Annotated in this window: 18 protein-coding genes and 1 riboswitch; of the genes, 15 read left to right on the top strand and 3 right to left on the bottom strand. The window is 40.8% G+C overall.

Annotated features, from left to right (window positions below; all coding sequences use genetic code 11):
• The first annotated feature begins 94 nt into the window (after positions 1–94).
• The 11 genes from Q1B03_RS02060 (at position 95) to ribE (Q1B03_RS02010) (ending at position 9,165) form a co-directional block, all read left to right on the top strand.
• On the top strand, positions 95–310 hold the full coding sequence (locus Q1B03_RS02060; protein WP_299737651.1) for a PLD nuclease N-terminal domain-containing protein: 216 nt from the start codon (positions 95–97) through the stop codon (positions 308–310).
• The gene (locus Q1B03_RS02055; protein WP_299737649.1) at positions 307–1,209 is read left to right on the top strand and encodes an ABC transporter ATP-binding protein; all 903 of its coding nucleotides are present in this window, start codon (positions 307–309) and stop codon (positions 1,207–1,209) included. The genes Q1B03_RS02060 and Q1B03_RS02055 overlap by 4 nt, the downstream gene beginning before the upstream one ends.
• Positions 1,206–1,982: an ABC transporter permease gene (locus tag Q1B03_RS02050; RefSeq protein ID WP_299737647.1), complete on the top strand. Its 777-nt coding sequence runs from the start codon at positions 1,206–1,208 to the stop codon at positions 1,980–1,982. Before Q1B03_RS02055 ends, Q1B03_RS02050 begins: the two co-directional genes overlap by 4 nt.
• Positions 1,983–2,075: 93 nt before the next feature.
• Positions 2,076–2,954 (top strand): GNAT family N-acetyltransferase, encoded by an 879-nt coding sequence (locus tag Q1B03_RS02045; protein WP_299737645.1) that lies wholly within the window; start codon positions 2,076–2,078, stop codon positions 2,952–2,954.
• A gap of 156 nt (positions 2,955–3,110) precedes the next feature.
• On the top strand, positions 3,111–3,983 hold the full coding sequence (locus tag Q1B03_RS02040) for a patatin family protein (RefSeq protein WP_299739567.1): 873 nt from the start codon (positions 3,111–3,113) through the stop codon (positions 3,981–3,983).
• A gap of 141 nt (positions 3,984–4,124) precedes the next feature.
• Positions 4,125–4,820 (top strand): hypothetical protein, encoded by a 696-nt coding sequence (locus tag Q1B03_RS02035; RefSeq protein ID WP_299737643.1) that lies wholly within the window; start codon positions 4,125–4,127, stop codon positions 4,818–4,820.
• A 53-nt stretch (positions 4,821–4,873) separates the two neighbouring features.
• Positions 4,874–5,197 carry a four-helix bundle copper-binding protein gene (locus Q1B03_RS02030; protein WP_299737641.1) on the top strand — a complete coding sequence of 108 codons (324 nt, stop codon included), beginning with the start codon at positions 4,874–4,876 and terminating at the stop codon, positions 5,195–5,197.
• Positions 5,198–5,386: 189 nt separating this feature from the next.
• A riboswitch (FMN riboswitch) is annotated at positions 5,387–5,530 on the top strand.
• A 174-nt stretch (positions 5,531–5,704) separates the two neighbouring features.
• Entirely contained in the window at positions 5,705–6,790 is a 1,086-nt protein-coding gene (ribD, locus tag Q1B03_RS02025; RefSeq protein ID WP_299737639.1) for a bifunctional diaminohydroxyphosphoribosylaminopyrimidine deaminase/5-amino-6-(5-phosphoribosylamino)uracil reductase RibD, read from the top strand.
• Positions 6,791–6,815: 25 nt separating this feature from the next.
• A complete protein-coding gene (gene ribE, locus Q1B03_RS02020; RefSeq protein ID WP_299737636.1) occupies positions 6,816–7,472 on the top strand; it encodes a riboflavin synthase in 657 nt (218 codons plus the stop codon).
• Positions 7,473–7,488: 16 nt separating this feature from the next.
• Positions 7,489–8,682 (top strand): bifunctional 3,4-dihydroxy-2-butanone-4-phosphate synthase/GTP cyclohydrolase II, encoded by a 1,194-nt coding sequence (locus Q1B03_RS02015; RefSeq protein WP_299737634.1) that lies wholly within the window; start codon positions 7,489–7,491, stop codon positions 8,680–8,682.
• Between the two features lie 12 nt (positions 8,683–8,694).
• Positions 8,695–9,165, top strand: coding sequence for a 6,7-dimethyl-8-ribityllumazine synthase (ribE, locus tag Q1B03_RS02010; RefSeq protein ID WP_044336602.1), 471 nt, complete (start codon positions 8,695–8,697; stop codon positions 9,163–9,165).
• A gap of 218 nt (positions 9,166–9,383) precedes the next feature.
• Here ribE (Q1B03_RS02010) and Q1B03_RS02005 read toward each other — a convergent pair whose 3' ends face one another.
• The gene (locus Q1B03_RS02005; RefSeq protein WP_299737630.1) at positions 9,384–9,578 is read right to left on the bottom strand and encodes a hypothetical protein; all 195 of its coding nucleotides are present in this window, start codon (positions 9,576–9,578) and stop codon (positions 9,384–9,386) included.
• A gap of 93 nt (positions 9,579–9,671) precedes the next feature.
• On the opposite strand from Q1B03_RS02005, the gene Q1B03_RS02000 reads away from it, so the two are divergent.
• Positions 9,672–10,961, top strand: coding sequence for an NCS2 family permease (locus Q1B03_RS02000; protein ID WP_299737628.1), 1,290 nt, complete (start codon positions 9,672–9,674; stop codon positions 10,959–10,961).
• A gap of 141 nt (positions 10,962–11,102) precedes the next feature.
• On the opposite strand, the gene Q1B03_RS01995 is transcribed toward Q1B03_RS02000, so the two are convergent.
• Positions 11,103–11,399, bottom strand: a complete 297-nt coding sequence (locus Q1B03_RS01995) for a hypothetical protein (RefSeq protein ID WP_299737626.1) — start codon at positions 11,397–11,399, stop codon at positions 11,103–11,105.
• Between the two features lie 184 nt (positions 11,400–11,583).
• Here Q1B03_RS01995 and dapF point away from each other — a divergent pair, with 184 nt between their 5' ends.
• Entirely contained in the window at positions 11,584–12,579 is a 996-nt protein-coding gene (gene dapF, locus Q1B03_RS01990; RefSeq protein ID WP_299737624.1) for a diaminopimelate epimerase, read from the top strand.
• A gap of 50 nt (positions 12,580–12,629) precedes the next feature.
• Here dapF and Q1B03_RS01985 read toward each other — a convergent pair whose 3' ends face one another.
• Positions 12,630–14,492, bottom strand: coding sequence for a DNA ligase D (locus Q1B03_RS01985; RefSeq protein WP_299737622.1), 1,863 nt, complete (start codon positions 14,490–14,492; stop codon positions 12,630–12,632).
• A gap of 139 nt (positions 14,493–14,631) precedes the next feature.
• Here Q1B03_RS01985 and Q1B03_RS01980 point away from each other — a divergent pair, with 139 nt between their 5' ends.
• Complete coding sequence (locus Q1B03_RS01980) at positions 14,632–15,462, top strand: Ku protein (RefSeq protein WP_299737620.1); 831 nt, start codon at positions 14,632–14,634, stop codon at positions 15,460–15,462.
• 33 nt (positions 15,463–15,495) lie between these two features.
• On the top strand, positions 15,496–16,164 hold the full coding sequence (locus Q1B03_RS01975) for a phosphatase PAP2 family protein (protein WP_299737618.1): 669 nt from the start codon (positions 15,496–15,498) through the stop codon (positions 16,162–16,164).
• Positions 16,165–16,266: the final 102 nt, after the last annotated feature.

Genomic DNA, 16,266 nt, shown 5'->3' with positions numbered 1-16,266 from the left:
TGCGGTTTTTAGCCTCTAAAATTTCTTGAAAAAATATTAAACGAATTTCTTCTTTCTCCGTCTTATCATTGAAAAACAAAAGGAGGAATTGAAGATGAACGAATTACAAGAAGTATTTCAGTCAATAAATTGGGGACTTATTGCTCCTGTCATCCTTATTCAACTCATACTCATGGTGGTTGCGGTGATTGATGTGATCCGGATTCAAGCAACGAATGGTCCTAAATGGCTATGGGTTCTCATTATCTTGTTTATCAACATTATCGGGCCGGTCGTATATTTCATTTTTGGAAGGAGGCATGATGGATGAATGTAATAGAAGTATGTTCTTTAGAAAAGAAGTATAGGGAAAAGCTGGCCGTAAAGAACCTTACCTTTCAATTAAAACAAGGTCGTTGTACAGCTCTTCTTGGTCCCAATGGAGCAGGGAAAACCACTACAATAAATATGCTAGCAGGGCTAATTACACCTACTGATGGATCAATTTCAACAAGCGTAACCTCTAAAGATATACGGCAAATGATCGGCTACCTGCCCCAATATCCTTCCTTTTTTGAATGGATGACAGGAAAAGAATTTCTCACCTTTTCCGGTGAAATAGCCGGTTTAACGAGGGAAACATCTCAAAATCGAGGTGAAGAACTTTTAGAGCTAGTCGGTTTGCTGGAAGGAAAGAATCGAAGAATTGGCCAGTATTCAGGTGGGATGAAGCAGCGATTGGGGATAGCTCAAGCCCTTATTCATCAGCCAAAGCTCCTAATCCTTGATGAACCGGTATCTGCCTTAGATCCTTTCGGGAGAAGAGAAGTGCTGGAGCTGTTGAAAATGTTAAAAAAGGAAACGACGATCCTTTTTTCTACACATATTTTAAATGATGCAGAACAAGTATGCGAGGATGTGTTGTTTTTGCACGAGGGAGTCCTGATCGAACAAGGACCCCTGGAAGAGATAAAGGCAAGGCATCAAACAACAAGACTAAATCTGTATTTTAAAGAAGGAAGCGAAAAATATAAACCGTATCTGCTGCAAAAAGATTGGGTTCATCATCTTATCTCAGATGGAGATCGACTATCCTTTGAAGTAAGTGAACTGGAAAGGGATAGAGCGAGAATCTTTTCTATGATCTCAGAACACCAATGGGGGGTAACTAAATTTGAAACAAGTGAACAGAGCCTGGAGGAATTGTTCATGGAGGTGATCAAAAAATGAAAATATTCTGGGTTTTATTAAGAAAAGAAATGCGGGAACTAACACGGAATTATAAAATGATCTGGATGCCAATCGTATTCATTTTATTTGGGTTAACAGAACCTTTAACGGCATTTTATTTACCAGACATTATTAATTCAGTAGGAGATCTGCCGGAAGGAACGGTCATCAGTATTCCAACGCCATCATCTGGAGAAGTGTTATTATCGACTATCAGCAAGTTTAGTACCTTTGGCGTCCTCATCATCGTATTAGGATTTATGGGAATGATCGCAGGAGAGAGAAAGAGCGGAAATGCTATTATGGTATTGGTGAAGCCCGTCTCCTACACAGCTTATATTTATTCCAAATGGTTGGCTGCATTTGTTCTGGTGTGGGTCTCTTATGGTCTTGGGATGATATCCAGCTGGTATTATATTCAGGTATTATTTAACGGGATTGGTTTTACAGCATTCGTACATGGCTTCCTCGTCTACGGCTTGTGGCTTACCTTTATCTTAACACTGGTCGTCTTCTTTAGTAGTTTAGTAAAAACGCCTGGCCCGGCAGGATTCTTTACGATCGGGATCGCCATATTCTTAACCTTTGTGTCAGGGTACATGACAAGAACCTTAAAGTGGTCCCCAGGTCAGCTACCCAGCTATGTAAATGAAATCATCCTTCATAGCACGTGGCCGGATCACCTGACAGGGACCATTATTCTCACTACAATCTTTTGCCTGGCCATCCTGCTCATATCACCACCTATCTATAAGAAAAAAGATTTGATCTGACCAAACAGAGCTCCATTTTTAGAGGGACGGACCTCAAGTAAAAGGATTACCTTATTTTATGTCGAATGATGGTAATAGAAGGGAGTGGGCTGCATGATAGAACTTCAATACACCCATAAAGTTAACAAATTGATTCAAAACGCTCATATGATTGCCGAAAGGAATCATCATACAAGCATTCAAAGCATGGATTTCTTTTTAGGAGCGGCTCACGTAAAAGAAGGTACTCTCAGGGAGATGTATCACCTTATGGAACCCTTTATGGAACAGATAGAAAACATATCTACTATCATTCCTTCAGAGCCACCTGATACAGAGCGAATTGATTGCTTTTCCATTCCTTTATCAACACACGCAAGAAAGGTATGGAACACATCGATTGGAGTCATGAAACGATACAATCAAACGTTTTTAAATGAAGGTCATATTATTAAAGCGTTTTACGCCCATCTTCCAGAACACCCTCAATTGCAAAAAGAACTCAATGCAATCCCTCATGAAAGGATTATCCGATCTGTTACTACAGCCCGGGATTTGACGGTTTATTTATTGAACAAAGATTGGAAATATGAAGTAAACCCTGCTGTCCAAGTTAGCCCTGTACAGGGTGAAGATGAAAAAGAGTTATTGGTATGGGTAGAGGAGCATTTCGGAGGATCGTGGTCAAAAACGTTGTTAAAAGCCTTTCAATCATCAGGGGAATGCATCCCGATTTTCAAAGCGGAAGAAGAAGGTGAATTAATTGGATTCGCAGCCTTTGATGCCTATAAAAATAAAAAAGGAATTTACGGACCGATGGGGGTTCTCCCACACACCCGTCATAAAGGAGTGGGAAAAGCACTCCTTTATAATGCATTACAGTGCATGCAAGAGAAAGGGTATATGTATGCCGTTTTAAAAGAAGCTGGACCCATTGAATTTTATGAAAAAATGTGTAACGCTAAACTTATTCCTGTGGAGAATGATGAATGAGAGACCGAGTCGGAATCATCAAGAATGAAATCATTAAGTGGCTTAATCAGTGAGCAAGTTAGTACACATTCTTACTAATTTGTGGGAAAATATAGTCATTTATTCGATACCGGTGACGAAAACTCTTGCATCTTTAGGGAGGTAGACAAGAAGATGATGATTGAAAAGACAGGCCTCGTTCTCGAAGGTGGAGGAATGAGAGGGATATACACGGCAGGAGCACTGGAATACTTCCTGGAAAAAGGCATTGAATTTCCTTATGTGATCGGAGTATCTGCGGGTGCATGTAATGCAGCATCCTATTTATCTAAGCAAAATGGACGCAATAAAAAGGTGAATGTAGACTTTATACGTGACCCGAAATATTTATCTTGGCGAAACTATTGGAAAACAGGAGAGTTATTTGGAATGGATTATGTGTTTGATGAAATTCCGAATAAGCTGGTCCCTTTCGATTATGAAGCTTTTCACTCTAATTCAACGGAATTTATTGTCGGTACCACAGATTGTCATACCGGAAAACCGGCGTATTTCTCAAGAAGAGACTATGGGGAAGAGCTTCTTACGATTATCCGTGCGTCAAGTTCCCTGCCATTCGTCGCTCCGATCGTGGAGTTTGAATCCCGTCATCTTCTCGATGGAGGAATAAGTGACCCAGTTCCCATCGAAAAAGCTGAGCAGGACGGATTTAAGAAAAATATAGTCATTCTAACTAGAAACAGTGGCTATTATAAAAAGCCTTCACGCTTTTCTTTTCTTGTGAAAAGAAAGTATCCTCAATACCCTGAATTACATAAAACGATGTTGAACCGTTACTTGCTTTACAATCACACAATCAAAGAACTAGAAAGGAGAGAAAAGAATGGGGATGTGCTGATTATCCAACCCCAACATCCATTAAAAGTAAGCCGTATTGAAAAAAATCCACAAAAGCTGGACGAATTGTACTGGCAAGGCTATCACGATGCAGAGTCAAAAGATAAAAAAATAATGGAATGGAATCGCTCAGCCACTCCAGTGCACTCATAACATATAAGCCAACGAAAGACAGAAAGTCTTCTCATCTCTTATTTGAAGGTTCTGCAAGCGTTGGCTTTTTCTATTTGAATGGTCTATTTAAGGTATTTTCACATACATATGATAGAGATTCCTTGAAAGGACGAGCATTTCATGAACCTCTATCAAATCTACAAAAATGAACAATATACGTTGCTTTATCGCAGTATCATGTATTTTCTTATAGGTGTAGGAATGCTGATGGTGACTCAACAATTATATTATTTCCCCCTGTTAATCTTTATACCTGCGTTTTCAAATCTATATCTCAGCTTTAGTATGAAGAAGGAACTAAAGAAAGCGAACCGACTATTTTATGAGAAAATCCCTGTTTCCCAGCATGCATTAATCGGGGTTCAAACGAAAGAGGGTTCATATTACTTAAAAACGAATGGATGGTCAGAATACTTTATTCAAAGAATGTCCTTGATCAACAATCCAAAACATTACATGTTTCACCGGCAAAATAAACACCCGATGGCAATTTTTCAATGGAGCAGAACCTTGAAAATTGATCAGCGAGGAGCCCGAAAGATTTTTCACTTGAAATATCAGAGCTCTACTGCTATCGAATGGCGAAGTGACGAGGGTGACACAATTATCATTTATAAAGGAAACAAAAGATGGATATTGAATTATAATAAAAAAAATTATTTGTCCTTACAAAAAGGATATCTTCCTCAAAGTGTCCAACAGCTATTCGACTATCACCATAGCTATGTTTCATTTTATGAAGCATATAGCGAAGAACTTGATTGGCTTCTTATTTTCCTATGGTATGTAGACAGCGATTATTTTCTTACCACATAGTAATCCTTTTTCCCCAGATGGGAATGCTAAATAGGAATGTTCGTGGAGGTGAGATGATGAATGCCGATTACAAACCATGTTTAACGGCTTTGCAACGATGTCTGGAAGCATGTAATGTATGCTATCATGCATCCCTTAAGGAAGAAAAAGCGATGATGATGTGCATAGAGCTGGACCGGGAATGCGCAGATATATGTTCGTATACTATTAATGCCATGCAGCGAAGCAGTAAGTTTGTTCAACAAATTCTGGTCGTCTGTGCAGAAATCTGTGATGCGTGCGGAACAGAATGCAATTCTTATGATCAGCAACATTGTAAGGACTGCGCTAAAGCCTGTTTTGAATGTGCGGAAGAATGCAGGAAGCTATTAGCATAATAAATGTAGAGATGCTTCTATTTAATAGAGGCATTCTTTTTTATTTTTGTAGCATTTCCTTAGTGCTCGCAGGCAGAAATAGAGAGATGTTTCTAATATATATTCAAAAAATAAATACAAAAATAAGTTTTTAGAGCTCCTTACATGATTTCATTTAGGAAACTATGATAGAATAATGATAATCGAATAGGTTTCCTTCGGGGCAGGGTGAAATTCCCTACCGGCGGTGATGAGCGCATGCTCTTAGTCCGTGACCCGGCTAATGAAAATTAGACGGTGGATTTGGTGAAATTCCAAAGCCGACAGTGATAGTCTGGATGGGAGAAGGAACGGCAGTATTTACTTGATGCAGGCGCGAGAAGTCTACCTTTTTTATGGGGATTATGTTTCCGAAAAAAAGAAATCATGTGAATACTTTATTCAGTCATGCCAACTTCCCCCAAGTAAAAAATTACTTGGGGTTTATTTATTTTTGAATAATATTAAACGAGAAGGGAGGTAAAACGTTTGAACGATTCACAATATATGAAGCTTGCCCTCTCTATGGCAAAGACCACCCAAGGTCAAACATCACCAAATCCTGCCGTTGGAGCGGTTGTGGTAAATAATGGAGAAGTCGTTGGGGTGGGTGCGCACCTCAAAGCAGGAGAAGCTCACGCAGAGGTTCATGCCATAAAGATGGCAGGAGACAAGGCGAAGGGAAGCGACGTATATGTTACGCTGGAACCATGTTCTCATTACGGGAAAACACCTCCCTGTTCAGAGCTTCTGATTTCAAGCGGAGTGAGGCGGGTCCATATTGCAAGTACAGATCCAAATCCCCTTGTCGCGGGAAGAGGAATTCAACAGTTGAGGGATGCTGGCATAGAAGTAATGGTAGGAGAGCTTGAAGAAGAAGCCATCGAACTAAATAAGCACTTTTTCCATTTCATTCAATACGGCACGCCTTATATAACCCTTAAGACAGCTGTTACATTAGACGGGAAAACAGCTTCAGCTTCAGGAGATAGCAAATGGATTACCTCAGAAGCTTCACGCACAGATGTCCACTATGATCGTCACCGGCATGACGCGATATTAGTAGGAGTCAATACCGTTATTCAGGACAACCCACACCTTACCACCCGTTTGCCCCAAGGTGGAAAAAACCCCATTCGAATTATATTAGATACCTTTTTACGAACACCTCTCCACTCCCATGTAGTGGAGGACTCAGAAAGCAGGACGCTCATCTTCACGGGCAGTACTGTCAACGAAGAACAGAAGAAGCCCTATATGGAATCAGGCTGTGAAATCATCACCCTTTCAGAGGAAAGGATAGACATTCACACAGTGTTAAAAGAACTGGGTGCCCGGAATATCGGATCCCTCTATGTAGAAGGTGGATCTACTATTCACTCCTCCTTTTTAAAGGAAAAAGTCTTTCAGGAATTGGTTATGTATATGTCTCCCAAGCTTGTAGGCGGAAGCTCTGCCTTCACCAGTTTTGGAGGGGAAGGTTTCCCGACCATTGCAGAAGGTCTTGAAATGGAGATTAAGAGTCTTGAACGAGTAGGAAAGGACATTAAAATTGTTGCTATGCCTAAGAGTTAACCTTTATTGAAAGGAGGAGAAAGGGATGTTTACTGGAATCATTGAAGAAATCGGGTCAATTGAACGCATGAAAAAATCCTCCTCATCCATGGAACTGACGATAACAGCGGGCCGCGTTCTGGAAGACGTTCATATTGGAGATAGCATCAGTGTGAATGGTGTCTGTTTAACCGTTACTTCATTCACCTCCAGGCAATTTCAAGTGGACGTGATGCCTGAAACCTTTGAAGGTACAACGCTGCGAAACCTTTCCCATGGTTCTAAAGTCAACCTGGAAAGAGCGATGGCTGCAAACGGTCGTTTCGGAGGGCATTTCGTTAATGGGCATGTCGATGGAGTAGGGACGATTGTTAGAGTAGAGAAAGTTGAAAATGCCTGGTATATGGACATTTCCATTCCGGAAAATCAGAGTCATTTATTTATCATGAAGGGCTCTGTCGCAATAGACGGCACTTCCCTTACGGTGTTTGATGTGAAAAATAATACCATTACGATTTCGTTGATCCCACAAACGAGAGGTGACACGGTTCTTGGTGAAAAGAAAGTAGGGGACCGTGTCAACATTGAATGTGACGTAATGGCGAAATATTTTCATCGTTTCTATGAAGCAAAGGAACAAACTAAGAGTACTTCAAGCGGCATCAGCTATGATTTTTTAACTCAAAATGGTTTCGCTGACTAATAGGAGGGGTTGCCCCATGTTTAATAAGATTGAAGAAGCTCTGGAAGATTTACAAGCTGGTAAAGTCGTCATCGTTGTTGATGACGAAAACCGTGAGAATGAGGGAGACTTTATTGCCCTGGCGGATAAAGCGACTCCTGAAGTCATTAATTTTATGGCTAAAGAAGGAAGAGGCTTAATTTGTGCCCCTATAACAGAAGAGATTGCACAAAAACTAAAGCTTGCACCGATGACGATGTCTAATACGGATCCTCATGGAACGGCCTTTACCATTTCTGTCGATCATAAATCAGCTACTACTGGAATTAGTGCATTTGAGAGATCGACCACCATACAGGAATTATTGAACCCGGTCTCAATGCCAGAGGACTTTAAAAGACCCGGTCACGTATTTCCCCTTGTCGCCAAAAAAGGCGGAGTACTAAAACGGGCAGGACACACAGAAGCCGCCATCGATTTGGCTGTTCTGTCAGGTGCACAACCATCAGGCGTCATTTGTGAAATCATGAATGAAGACGGCACGATGGCAAGAGTACCTGAATTAATGAAACTGGCTGATAGATGGGATCTTAAAATCATCTCTATTGAAGATCTGATCAGGTACAGACGTAAAAAAGAAAAGCTTGTGACGAGAGAAGTGGAAATTGAACTTCCAACCGAATTCGGAAACTTCAAGGCAGTTGCTTACACAGAAAACCTTACAGGAAAAGAACATATCGCACTTGTGAAAGGAGAGTTGACCGAGGGTGAAGATGTACTCGTTCGCGTTCACTCAGAATGCCTGACAGGTGATGTATTCGGTTCCAATCGCTGTGATTGTGGACCGCAGCTTGCCACAGCACTTACCCAGATTGAAGAGCATGGAAAAGGTGTACTGCTTTATATGAGACAAGAAGGCCGTGGGATTGGTTTAATCAACAAATTGAAGGCCTATAAGCTACAGGAAGAAGGCTATGACACCGTTGAAGCTAATCAAAAACTGGGCTTTGGTGATGACTTGAGGGAATATGGAATCGGAGCACAGATACTGAGAGATTTAGGCATAACAAAGATGCGTCTACTGACCAATAATCCTAGAAAAATTGCCGGAATCAACGGGTACGGATTAGAAATCACAGATCGAGTGCCGATTCAAATGCCGGCGAAATTCGAAAATGAAAAGTATTTAAAAACAAAGCATGCTAAGCTGGGACATTTACTTAAATTTTAGGAGGAATATACAATGAAAACAATTTATGAAGGTAATTTAGTCGGATCAGGGTTAAGGGTTGCCATTGTCGTTTCACGTTTCAATGAGTTCATCACATCAAAGCTTCTGGGTGGGGCGGAAGATGCATTAAAGCGCCACGGAGTTGAAGAAGGAAATGTTTCTGTCACTTGGGTTCCAGGTGCATTTGAAATTCCTATGATAGCCAAAAAACTTGCTCGTTCAGGGAAATATGATGCCGTTGTTACACTTGGAACGGTCATCCGCGGAGCAACCGCTCATTTTGAATACGTAAGCGGAGAAGTTGCAAAAGGAGTGGCCAATCTAAGCCTGCAGGAGGATGTACCTGTCATCTTCGGAGTCTTAACAACTGACACAATCGAGCAGGCCATCGAAAGAGCCGGCACAAAAGCAGGAAACAAGGGATGGGAAGCAGCGGTATCAGCCATTGAAATGGCCAATTTGATTCGTGAGATAGATAAGTAAAAATTTTCAACCAGGCCAAGCCTCCATTTTGGGGGCTTGGCTTTCTACGAGGGCCGGACCTGAGGAATATGTGGATAAATTTGTAAAACGGCTGGATTAATCTCCAAAACGGCCGGATTTTTTGTGATTTCGGCCGGATTATTTCAAAAAACGGCCGGATTATTCACAAAAGCGGCTGGATTCTGTTCCAATTCGGCCGGATTCCAGAAACTACGGAGTCAGTTATGCGGACTGGCCGAATTGGATGAACTTGTAAAACGGCTGAATTCCTGGTGACTTTGGCTGGATAAGTCCCGATAACGGCCGGATTTTTCACAAAAGCCGCCGGATTCCTTCACATTTCGGCCGAATCCCTGATCGTGATACCAACCAAAAACCCCGCCGTCTGTATCCATCAAAATACATATTGGCAAACGTCAGACCTTTTGCTAGAATAGTATTTTGTGGCTCCCCCTATTATGGGAGGAGCGGGTAGGGAGAGGGCAGTTTTATAGGAAGATTATAATATGAAAGCACGTGGAGGTATTTTTCAATTAAAGAATCACGGTACCACGATGAAGCAGGAGATGATGGCTGGAGCAATCGGTTATTTCACGATTGTGTACATCATCGCTGTGAATGCTTTAATTCTTTCTGAAGCTGGAATTCCATTTGAAGGAGCGGTCATGGCAACCATTCTTGCCTCCTTCGTTGGGTGTTTGGTGATGGCCTTTTGGGCGAATGCACCGATCCTTCTGGTTCCAGGCATGGGAATTAATGCGATGTTTACGTTTACACTCGTAAAATCATCCGGCTTAACGTGGCAGGAAGCTCTTGCTGTAGTAGTGATTTCAGGAATACTCTTTATGATCATTGCATTTACAAAGCTTTCAAAAGTATTATCAGAAGCCATACCCAAAACATTAAAGGAAGCAATCACAGTAGGATTAGGAATGTTTCTAATGTTTATCGGTCTTGAAAAAGGCGGTCTTATCCAAAGAGGAGACAGTGCCATTATCATGATTGGTGATTTTGGGGAACTAAAAGTGCTGGCGACGGTGCTGACTTTCCTGGTGACAATATTTTTGTTTGTTCGAAATGTGAAAGGTCAATTTTTATGGAGTATTGCCTTCGGGACAATGCTGGGATTCATCTTTGGAATCGAGCCATCCATTCAATCAAGCTCTTTCCAATTGAGTGAATACAGTCAGGTTTTCGGTCAAATTTCCTTTAGTGCCATTATGGAAATACCGTTTTGGATTGCGGTTTTTTCCGTTACAATGGTGCTGGTATTTGAGAACATCGGTCTTGTTCATGGACATACGGATATGATCGATCAACCTCATAAATACTCTAAGGCGTTTCAAGCGAATGCTTTTTCTGCCTTTACATCAGGGTTCTTCGGAACGAGTCCTACAGTTTCGACGGTGGAAAGTGCTGCCGCCATGACAGCGGGTGGCCGAACAGGATTAACATCTTTGACTACTGGAGTATTATTTTTAGGATCCGTATTATTTATTCCGTATTTGAAGTGGATTCCAGACCATGCCATCGCTCCAATTCTGATCATCATTGGCGGTTTAATGATTCAAAATATACGACATATGGATCTTCGTGATTTAACAGAGGCATTTCCTGCAATCTTCATTATTGCAATGATTCCGTTTACGTACAGTATTGCTGACGGAATTGCCATCGGTTTTATTCTTTATCCCATTTTGAAGTTGGCTACGGGTAAAGCGAGAGAAGTATCCATTCCTCTATATATTATTGCTGCATTGTTCCTTATGAACTTCTTTGTTCATTCGATTCATTAAAGCGGTAAAGAACTCAAGTAGAATTGCACATCATAGCGATCTTAATCACATGTGATGGTCAGTCTGCTTGAGTTTTTTTATTGGAAAATTGTAAGTGGCCACCACAAAGCCTTAAATCATGAAGTAGCAGGAATAAGCTAATTACCATACAGGTTTATATTCCCCTGGGGACAGGTATCTTCTTTGAGGCTTAATATACCTCTTCAATTCAACAATGATTAAACGCTGGATATGCTTAGAAGTTATCTGTCTAGCTACATCTGCAGGAAATGGATAGATTCCGATCTGATTGAAACGCACACGAAAGAGACCTTCATGTACAAGGTCTTTTTTGTCATTCAGAATGTGGGCCAATACCGTCACAACCCGTGATTGGTATTCGTCACACACCTCTTCAACCTTTTGAACTTGAAACCGAAAAGTATACTCATCCTTCATGAACATCACCCATCTCATTGTCTCTAAATGGACGAAACAATTCAACTTTTAAGTTGTCTAAACGTCACATAATGGGTAGTACTTTCAATAAAATAGGGTGAGATGATTGCTAAAAGAGCTTGTTTGTGGCAAGCTAAGACTATTAAGAATAGTTTACTAGTAAATTACCGTGGAGGGATTCACGATGAACTTGAATCTAATTAAATGTCATGGCTCAGGAAATGATTTTTTATTGATTGATGAAATGACGAATGGATACGAATTTACAGAAGAAGCGAGACAAAATCTTGCCCTTTCGCTATGTGATCGAAAGTCGGGTCTTGGAGCAGATGGGATCCTTTTCGTGCTTTCGAGTGAACATTGCGATGCGCAAATGAGGGTATTCAATGCAGATGGTTCTGAAGCATCCATGTGCGGGAATGGCCTTAGGTGTGTGGGACGATATGTATGTGAGCTTCTCGACAAAACAACGATTGTGATTCAAACGATGAAAGCGGATCTCCGTGTTTCAGCTCAAGAGGCTATTTATGAAAATATCCCAACATATAATGTTGAAATCTCGCCTGTATTATTTGAATTGGATAAATTACCGATGAATATGGATCGTGAGACATTAGTGGATGAGAGTATTCCTGAAATTTCAGATCGATTAACGTTTACTGCCTTAGCGGTGCCCAATCCTCATTTGATCAGTGTGGTTAACACAGAACATATACTTTCAAATGAGCAGAAGACGATTGCTGAAACGGTGAATGGCCCTAATAATTTCTTTCCTGATGGTGTGAACGTGAGCTTTGTTCATCCATTAGAGGAAGGTGCCATCTATGTTAGAACCTTCGAAAGAGGAGTGGGCTTTACAAATGCATGTGGAACGGCTATGTCTGCTTCCAGTCTTGTAACGTGCTTACTCAACCAGAATGAGTTTGGTAAGGAAATTGATGTTTATAACAATGGTGGAAAAGTACGTGTGGTGGTGAACCGATTAAGTGAAGGGCAATACAATATGGAGTTGATCGGAAATGCAACGTATCTGTATCAATCTCAAATTGAATTGTCTATCTCACATCCGGAAAGCTTCCGTGAATTATCCAGACAGGATTTTACTGAAGAAGGAACATATGAACTTCTCCAAAATCATGCGAAAACAATTGTTGATAGTAAAGTGTTTATGAGTGCCTAAATGAACAAAAGTCTGAGCTTGTATGAGCGCAGGAGGGGGTGATCCAAAAGCTAAGCTTTTGGGTCACCTTTTTCTTTGTCGTTGGATTGCTGTCTCAAAAAATGAATCACGTTATCAAAGGGCTGGAGGTCTTTTACCCATTCGAATTTAGCAAAGGGACAACCCATCTGCATGAATCTCCGCAAAACAACATCTATTGTAAAGTGTTCTGGATGAAGGTCCTCATTTACTTCATGCCACCAAAGGGGAGTCGCGACTAAAGCATCTTCATTCCCCCTTAAGGAATATGGCGCAATGATGGTTTTACCTTCTCCGTGCTGAATGTAGTCCACGTATAATCTGCCTTTTCGATTCTTTTTTAAACGCTCTATCGTAAAATCATCTGGATAATTGGTAACAAGGTAGTGAGCGATGAATTCTGTAAACAAACCGGTGTCTTTCCAGGTGTATCCAGGCGGTAGGGGAATATACACTTGCAGTCCCTTATTTCCTGACGTTTTCACAAAACTATAAAGGTTGAGTCGGTCGAATATTTCTTTCATTATGGTAGCCGCTTTAACCGCCATGGAGAATTGATCCCTGCTTGGAGGATCTAAGTCAAAGACCACTTCATTGACAGATGTATCCTTTGTTCTTTGGAAAGGAATGTGAAATTCTAATGCAAGCTGATTTCCAAGCCAGATCAATGTTTCCAGGTTATTGCATACCGTATAGTCGATGTTGTCCTCCTTGTAAGTTTCAATAAATGAAGGGGCATAATCAGGCGTGTTCTTTTGATAAAATGATTCACCAAAGATCCCGTGTGGAAAACGAATACATGTCAATGGCCTATCTTTCAAGAAAGGCAAAATAGCGACGGACATTTTCCGAAGGTACCGAACGTAATCAAGCTTAGTCATTGAGACTTTCTGAAACAATTCTTTATTTGGATGAGTGATTTCAACCCGACGCGGAAGGGATGCTTCGTCCAGCTTGAATTGCTCCATTGTGCAGGATTCAGGGGCAATGGAGAATAGAAATTTATGAAAATGTGGTTCTCTCAGTTGCCCCTCATACCAATTTAAATATGAAATTTCCACAGTTATAGCCGGGTCTATGTAATGAAGGGAATGCTTTTTCTTCGTACTATTCTTTTTAATCATTGCTTTTAGTGTTTTTTTCTCCTCTTGAGAGAGACCAAAATGAAATAAGCCAACAGGCATTATCTGTTCGTTATCGAATACCCCAATGTGAAAATAATCGTTCGTTTCATCCATCGCAGTGATGAAACACTGACAGTTCTTCCAATTCTTGATTTTTATCCAGCTAGTACTTCGTTTTCCCGCTTCCCATTTACTATGTTTCCTCTTGGCGATGACCCCCTCAGCTTCCTCCTTCTCTACTAGTTCCCATATTTCTCGCCGATCCTTAAAATAGGGGACCATTTGAAGGGTAGATGGGTGAGAAGGAGTAGGTTCTAACGGTAATTGAAAAAGAGTAAATGCTTCTTTCAATTTTTCTTTCCTTGAAAGGTAAGGTTGTTGGGCAAATGATTTTTTCTCATATTGAAGTAAGTCAAATGCCACAAATTTAACAGGCCTCTGTGTCGCCGCAAGTTGGATCTTTTGCTTGTTTCGCATTCTGCCTCTTACTTGCAGCTCAAAGAATTCACTGCTGCAGGAGGAGCGTAATAGCACAACCTCCCCATCCAATATGAGAGGGGTGGGAAAGTTATTTTCATTGAGTAATGCGTTAATCTGTTCTTCAATTTCCGGGAAGTGTGGAAGCAATTCTTTCCCGTTTCGACTTAGTAAGCTTATCTTATTCTGAGAATGGATGGAGAGAATGGCGCGAAATCCATCATATTTCACTTCATAAACCCAATCCCCCTCTCTAGGGAGCTCATCATATAAGGTAGGAAGCATCGGTTTCATATCTATTCCCCTAAGATTTTTAGTATTAGTGTGACCAATGGATGCTGTTTTATTTCCAAATGTTTAAAGGAATTAAGAAAGTATGACAACTAAATGATAAAGATAAGGGATTAGTTTAAGTAAAGGAGGGTATTGATATATGCATACGATTTGGAAAGGCTCTATCAGTTTTGGACTTGTGAACATCCCCATTAAACTTCATTCTGCTACAGAAGATCGAGATATAAAGCTGCGATCCCTTCATAAAGAGTGTCACACACCAATTAAATATGAAAAGGTATGTCCAGCTTGTGAAAAAGAAATCGACCATGATGACATTGTAAAAGGGTATGAAGTGACGAAGGGGAAATTTGTCGTTCTTGAAGAAGAGGAATTGAAGGAATTGAAGGAAGCGAACGGGGATAAAGCTGTGGAAATAGTAGATTTTATCAAAATGGAGGAAATCGACCCGATATTCTTTGATCGAAGTTATTTCGTTTCACCTAATGATGGAGGGAAAAAAGCTTATTCATTATTACGAAAAGCCCTTCAGGAATCAGGGAAAGTAGGTATCGCCAAAATCACGATGAGATCGAAAGAACAACTCTCGATTGTTCGGGTGTATGAAAATACTCTCGTAATGGAAACCATTCATTATCCGGATGAAGTAAGAGGCACCGGTGATGTACCGAATGTTCCGGAAGAAGATGAAATAACGAGCAAAGAATTAGAAACAGCGACGATGCTGATTGATCAATTAACCACTGAATTTCAACCGGAGAACTATAAAGATCAATACCGTGAACGCTTAAGTCAATTGATTGAATCGAAGCAAACCGGAGAAAAGGTCGTAACAGCGAAAGAAAAAGAGCCTAGGGAAAATGTGACAGATTTAATGGCCGCACTTCAGGCCTCTATTGATTCATCCAAGCCGAAAAAGGCGAAGAAGCAAACTAAAAAGAAAGCAACGTCCAAGAAAAAAGCTCAATAGAACATAAGTCGTTAGTAAAGAGAGGGACAAGTTTTGGAGGAGAAACATATAAAACAAGGAGTATTCATTGCGATATCACTCATTTGTTTGATTGCATTTACATGGGGATTCGTCACCATAGTCGAGGAATGGAAAGAAAATGAAATCGCACAATTTGACAATGGTGTTTTTGAAATTGTAAGAGGGTTCATCTCCCCGAAGTTAACAACCTTTATGACGTCGATTACCTTTTTGGGCGGGGTGAAAGGAATCACGATTTTTGCAATCAGTGTGGTGGTCATACTTTTGTATCTCAAGAAGTATCCACTCGCTCTGTTTGTAGCGACAACCATCACTACAGGGGCAGGATTTAATTGGCTGCTAAAATGGATTTTCAAACGTGAACGACCTGATATTGAAGCACTGATCGAGCAAGGCGGTTATAGCTTTCCAAGTGGTCATTCCATGAGTTCCTTTATTTTCTACGGGACCCTTGCATTCATATTGTTTCGGGCATTAGATTATAAACGGTATAAGTGGGCAAGTGTCATTGCTGTCAGCTTCCTTGTACTACTGATTGGGCTTAGCCGAGTATATTTAGGAGTCCATTATCCAAGTGACATCCTTGGAGGGTTCACTGCTGGAGGTGCATGGTTGACTCTATGTATCGTCATTTATGCTTATTTCTATAATCGAAAACATTGGAAAGAACGTGAGAATTAAAGTGGAATCCTGCTCGGTTGAGGGGGTATTTGCTTTTTTTAGGGGTTGGTATTGTAGTCTGACGAATATCAAACAAAGGGCTCAGAAATTCTTCTGAGCCCT

It is taken from the genome of uncultured Rossellomorea sp., from assembly GCF_947488365.1.
In the GTDB taxonomy this organism is placed as follows: domain Bacteria; phylum Bacillota; class Bacilli; order Bacillales; family Bacillaceae_B; genus Rossellomorea.
Note: the sequence above shows the minus strand (reverse complement) of the source record. Positions and strands in the feature narration are given on the sequence as shown.